Below are 5,244 nucleotides of genomic sequence, written 5' to 3'. Positions count from 1 at the left end.
GCTTCGGTGCGCAGGGGGTTGATCTCGGAGACGGCGCCGACGAGCGTGGTCTTGCCGACACCGAAGCCGCCCGCGATGACGATCTTCGCGGAGGTGGTGGCGCGGGTGGGGGCGGCCGCGTTAGAGCTTGCGAAGTCCACTGAGGACCCTTTCGAGCAGCGTGACGTCGGGCTGGTTTCCGGATTCGCCGCCGGAAGCGGGCTGGTGGATGGCGACCAGGCCGGCCTCGGCCAGGTCGGCCACGAGGATGCGGGCCACTCCCAGGGGAAGCGAGAGCAGCGCGGACACCTCGGCGACGGACTTGACCTCCCGGCACAGCGTGCAGATCCGCTGGTGCTCCGGGAGGAGGGTGGCCAGGCGCTGCGGGTCGACATCGGCGGAGACCAGGGCCTCCAGCGCGAGCTCGTAGCGGGGCCGGGTGCGACCGCCGGTCATGGCGAACGGCCGGATCAGCGGGCCGGAGTCCGGCTCGTCCTCGAACTCCTCGACGTACCCGGGCTCCTGGGCCGGCTGCCGGCCGGGGGCCGCGGCGGGCGCCGGGCCGGGCGGTGCCGGGTAGCCGGGCGGCGGGGCGTCGAAGGCGGGCTGCTGCCGGGCGTACGGGTCGTACGGGCCGTACTGCTCCTCGGGCGGGGCGTACGGATGCTGCTGGGGCTGCTGCCCGTACTGGTGCCGACCGTATTGCTGACCGTGGCCGGCGCCGGGTGCTCCGAAGGCGTCATGGCCTGTGCCAGGGTACGGAACGCCGTACTGGCCGCTGCGGTCGTCGGGCGGTGTCACGGTTCCTCTCCTCACAAGGTGCGGCGGTGCGGTGCGAGCTTCGGTACGAGTCCGGAGCCGGTGGTGCGAAGGCCGTACAACGTCCGAACCCGAGCCCGCCGAAGCGGGCCCGGGAAGGACGCGGAGGTACTTCGAATACCTGGACGGTATCCGACGAACCGTCAGTGCAGGAGACTGCCCTGGAGTTCCGCGCGGAGTGCGGGGGTGAGGACGGCGCCGGCTCGGTCGACGAGCAGGGCCATCTCGTAGCCGACGAGGCCGATGTCGGAGTCGGGTGCGGCCAGGACGGCGAGGGCGGAGCCGTCGCTGACGGCCATGAGGAAGAGGAAGCCGCGCTCCATCTCGACGACGGTCTGGTTGACCTCGCCGCCTTCGAAGATCCGGCTGGCGCCGGAGGTGAGGGAGGTGAGGCCGGAGGCGACGGCGGCGAGCTGGTCGGCGCGGTCGCGCGGGAAGCCTTCCGACATGCACAGCAGGAGGCCGTCCGCGGAGACCACCACGGTGTGGGACACCCCGGGGGTGTTGTCCACGAAATTGGTGATCAGCCAGTTCAGGTTCTGTGCGGCCTGGCTCATCTGAGTCAACTCAACGCTCCTGGTGGTTCGAGCCGCCGAAGAGATCGGTGCTCCGGTTCTGTCCGTTGCCGGACTGGTCTACCTGATCGGGGTCGATCCGGAAGCTTCCGGTGTTGCCGGCGCTGCGGCCCTGCTCCACACCGCGGCGCAGGTTGGTGAGGCGGCCACGGACCTCCTCGGGGCTGCGGGAGACCTGCGGCCCGTCCTGCGGGGTGGGCTTGGCGTTGCCGGGTACCAGGTTCTGCTTGGGCACCCGCCGGGGCAGTCCGGCCCCGGTGGTGCCGGCGGACGAGGGCTCGCGCAGCTGCTCGGCGCGCTGCCAGTCACCGTCGTTCGGCGACTGCCAGGGGGAGGAGGTCGGGCCGGTCGGGCCGTATCCGCCCAGGGCGGACACGTCGTGGCCGCGGGTCTCGACGGGCGCCGAGGTGTCCTTGGCGCCGGCGAACCAGTTCGGGCTCTCGCCGGTCGGGCTGCTGCTGACCGCCGGGGCGCCGCCCAGGTTGCCGCCCGCCAGCTGCTGGCCGGGGCGGCGCTGGGGCAGCCCGGACGGCAGGGTGGGGGTGGGCTCGGCGGCGGGCAGGGCGGGCGGCTCCGGGGCGTACGGGTGGCCGGCCGGGGCCTCCTCGGCCTGCTGGCCGTACTGGCCGGCGTACTCGTCCTGCTGGTAGCCGCCCTGCTGGTAGCCGTACTGGTCGTCGTTGCCGTAGCGGTCGTCGGCGTAGGCGGTCTGGTCGTAACCCTGCTGCGGGTACTGGCCGTAGCCGTCCTGGGCGTACTCGTCCTGCTGGTAGCCGCCCTGCTGGTAGCCGTACTGCTCGTCGTTGCCGTAGCGGTCGTCGGCGTAGGCGCCCTGCTGGTAGCCCTGCTGCTGCGGGGCGTACTGGTCGTAGCCCTGCTGGTAGTCCTCCTCGACCTCGGCGTCCACCACCGGCGACTCCGGGGCGCTCTCCAGGGCCGCGCGGCGGACCTGGTCGAGGCGCTGGGAGCGCTGGACGGCCTCCAGGGCCGGGCTGAAGCCGGAGGAGCCGGCGTTGCCGATGCCGGTGAGGTGGTCGTCGAAGCCCAGCTCGGCCGCGCTGCGGTTGTCCGGCGCCCACTTGGCGGCCGGCTCCTGCTCGGCGAAGATCCGGGAGACGGTGAACTGCTCCTCCTCCGGCTCCGGCACGGCCGCGGAGCGGGTGACGAACGGCGGGAGCATGACCAGCGAGGTGGTGCCGGCCGACTCGCCGGACGGGCGGAGCTGGACGCGGATGTCGTGCCGCTGGGAGAGCCGGCCGACCACGAAGAGGCCCATGCGGCGGGAGATGGTGGCGTCGACCGTGGGCGGCTCGGCCAGCTTCTCGTTGATCTCGGCGAAGTCGTCGGCGGTGAGGCCGATGCCCTTGTCGTGGATCTCGACCAGGACGCGGCCGTCCGGCAGGCGGGTCGCGTTGACCAGCACCCGGGTCTGCGGGCTGGAGAACGAGGTGGCGTTCTCCAGCAGCTCGGCGAGCAGGTGGACGAGGTCGGTCACGGCGGCGCCGACGACCTCGACCTCCGGGATGCCGGACAGCTCGACGCGCTCGTACTGCTCCACCTCGGAGGCGGCGGCGCGCAGCACGTCGACCAGCGGGACCGGGGTGTTCCAGCGGCGGCCGGCCTCCTCGCCCGCGAGGACGAGCAGGTTCTCACCGTTGCGGCGCATACGGGTGGCCAGGTGGTCCAGCTTGAAGAGGTTCTCCAGCTGGTCCGGGTCGGCCTCGTTGTTCTCCAGGTCGGTGATCAGCGCCAGCTGGCGCTGGATCAGGCCCTGGCTGCGGCGCGACAGGTTGGTGAAGATCGCGTTGACGTTGCCTCGCAGCAGCGCCTGCTCGGCGGCGAGCGCCACGGCCTGCTGGTGGACCTGGTCGAAGGCCCGGGCGACTTCGCCGATCTCGTCCTTGCCGTGCAGCGGGATCGCGCTGACCGAGGTGTCGACCCGGTCGGGGTCGGTCTTGGAGAGCTTCTCGACCAGGTCCGGCAGGCGGTGGTCGGCGATCTCCAGGGCGGCGCTGCGCAGGGTGCGCATGCCGAGGATCATCGAGCGGGCGACGTAGCCGGTGAGCAGGCCGGCCAGGATCAGTGCGGCGACGACGATGACCGTGTTGAGGATGGCGTCGTAGAGCGCGTTGTCCTTGAGGTCGCGGGACTGGGTGAGGACGTCGTCCAGCAGCGCGACTTCGGTGTTCCGCAGGGCCTGGATGTGCGTTCCGGCGGCCTGGTTCCAGTTGTCCGGGGTCAGACCGGAGTTCTTGGCCTCGGCGTACGCGGCGTCGGCCGCGGCCTTGCCCTTCTGCTGGCCGGCGGCGGCGGCCTCGGCGTAGTTGCCGGCCAGGGCCAGCAGGCCCTGCATGGTGGGCGCGCTGCCGTTCGGCATCTTGTAGGCCGAGCGGTCCTGGGCGGTGGCCAGCGCGACCTGGGCGTCGCCGTACTTCTTGGCGTCGCCGGGGTCGGCACCGGTGTTGAACTCGGAGAGGGAGACCTGCTCCAGCTTCTCGGCGACCAGGATCTGCTGGGTCATGTCCTGGTTCTCGTAGCGCGTGGTCACGCCCTGCGAGATGCCGACCAGCAGGCTCAGCATGAGCGAGCGCTGGGTCGAGGCGGAGGCCTTGGCCAGCGACATGGCGTAGATCGCGCGGCCCTTGCTGGTGGCGTTGGCGGAGCCGTTGCCGACCGAGTTGTCGTAGGCCAGCAGCGGCGCGAACATCGCCGAGTAGGCGTTCGCGGTGGCGCTGGCGAACAGCTCCTTGCCGTACGCGACCTGGCGCAGGTGCGGCAGGTCGACCACCAGGCTCTGGAAGGCCTCGTGGCGGCGCGGCAGCTCGCCGGACTTGTCGGACGCGTCGTACGCGGTGTTGTAGGCCTTCATCGCCGCGTCGGTGTCGGCGCGGCGCTTGGTGACCTCGTTGTTCGGGTCCTGCCCGGTGATCAGCGGTATCAGGGTCTTGTCGCGCTCGTTCTCGAGCGCCTCGGCGAGTTCGGTCGCCGCCTTGGCGAGCTCGGCGGTCTTCTCGGCGCGGGAGGCCTTGATGTAGCCGTCGACCGAGGTGTTCACTCGCAGACCGCCGAAGACGAGACTGATGATCACGGGGATCAGCAGGATCGCGATCAGTCGGGTCGGCACGCGCCAGTTGCGCGGGCGGAGGAAGTCGTACCGGCTGGTGCCGCCGTCACCCGGTGAGCCCGTCGAACCGGCGCCGGGGCGCGGTTCCTTGCCCGCCGTCGGGGGCTTGGGGGCCGGGGTGGCCTGGGCGCGCTCCTCGGTGGGAGTGAACGCGGAGAATCCGGCCTGTTCCGCGGCGCTGCCGTTCGGCGCGCTCTGGCGGGGCTCGGAGCGCCGCTGCGGGGCGGGTTGCTGCTTACGCCTCACTCGACAACTACCTCTCGGCCGACTAGCCGGCCATGGATCAATCCAGCGCTACCCCCGGGGCCCTGGCCCGGCACCGGACGGCCGACGCGGGATGTTCAGGGGTAGCTGGAATTTCAGCACGTGCAGGGATGGGGGACAAACAGCCGCCGCATGGCACCCGTGCCGGAACAATACGGACAATCAACGACATGACGGAGCAAATCCGTGGTGATCTGGCGCTGAGTGACGCTGATTCGCCACGCTGCGTCATTGTTGATCACAAAATGCCTACCGAACTGTTATCCGCTGCTTATACACGGGTCTTGCGCGCGGCCCCGGGAGGACACCGGCCGGTAAAGCACCGCCGCCCCGGCGACCCGTCAGTGTGACGGTTCACCGGGGCCGATCGGTTCCCGTGCTCGCCTCCGGGCCGTGGCTGTGGTGGTCAGCGGAGTCGGGCGAGGAGGGCGTGTTCGACGAGGGTGATGAGGGCGCTCTTGGCGCTGTCGCGGCGGCGGGCGT

The 5,244-nt window shown here is 71.2% G+C and carries 3 protein-coding genes and 2 pseudogenes; all 5 read right to left on the bottom strand.

The annotated features are described in order from the left end of the window. A pseudogene (locus tag ACZ47G_RS39535) lies at nucleotides 1-140 on the bottom strand (ATP-binding protein); the annotation flags it as partial. Next, nucleotides 121-780, bottom strand: coding sequence for a DUF742 domain-containing protein (locus tag ACZ47G_RS39530; RefSeq protein ID WP_465751354.1), 660 nt, complete (start codon nucleotides 778-780; stop codon nucleotides 121-123). The pseudogene ACZ47G_RS39535 and the gene ACZ47G_RS39530, both read right to left, overlap by 20 nt. A 161-nt stretch (nucleotides 781-941) precedes the next feature. Beyond that, nucleotides 942-1,355: a roadblock/LC7 domain-containing protein gene (locus tag ACZ47G_RS39525; protein ID WP_030248297.1), complete on the bottom strand. Its 414-nt coding sequence runs from the start codon at nucleotides 1,353-1,355 to the stop codon at nucleotides 942-944. A gap of 10 nt (nucleotides 1,356-1,365) precedes the next feature. Continuing rightward, nucleotides 1,366-4,743 (bottom strand): sensor histidine kinase, encoded by a 3,378-nt coding sequence (locus ACZ47G_RS39520; protein WP_465751352.1) that lies wholly within the window; start codon nucleotides 4,741-4,743, stop codon nucleotides 1,366-1,368. Between the two features lie 424 nt (nucleotides 4,744-5,167). Beyond that, nucleotides 5,168-5,244 (bottom strand): annotated as a pseudogene (locus ACZ47G_RS39515) (ATP-binding protein); the annotation flags it as partial.

The sequence above is a fragment of the Kitasatospora sp. NPDC030952 genome, from assembly GCF_055571335.1.
Note: the sequence above shows the minus strand (reverse complement) of the source record. Positions and strands in the feature narration are given on the sequence as shown.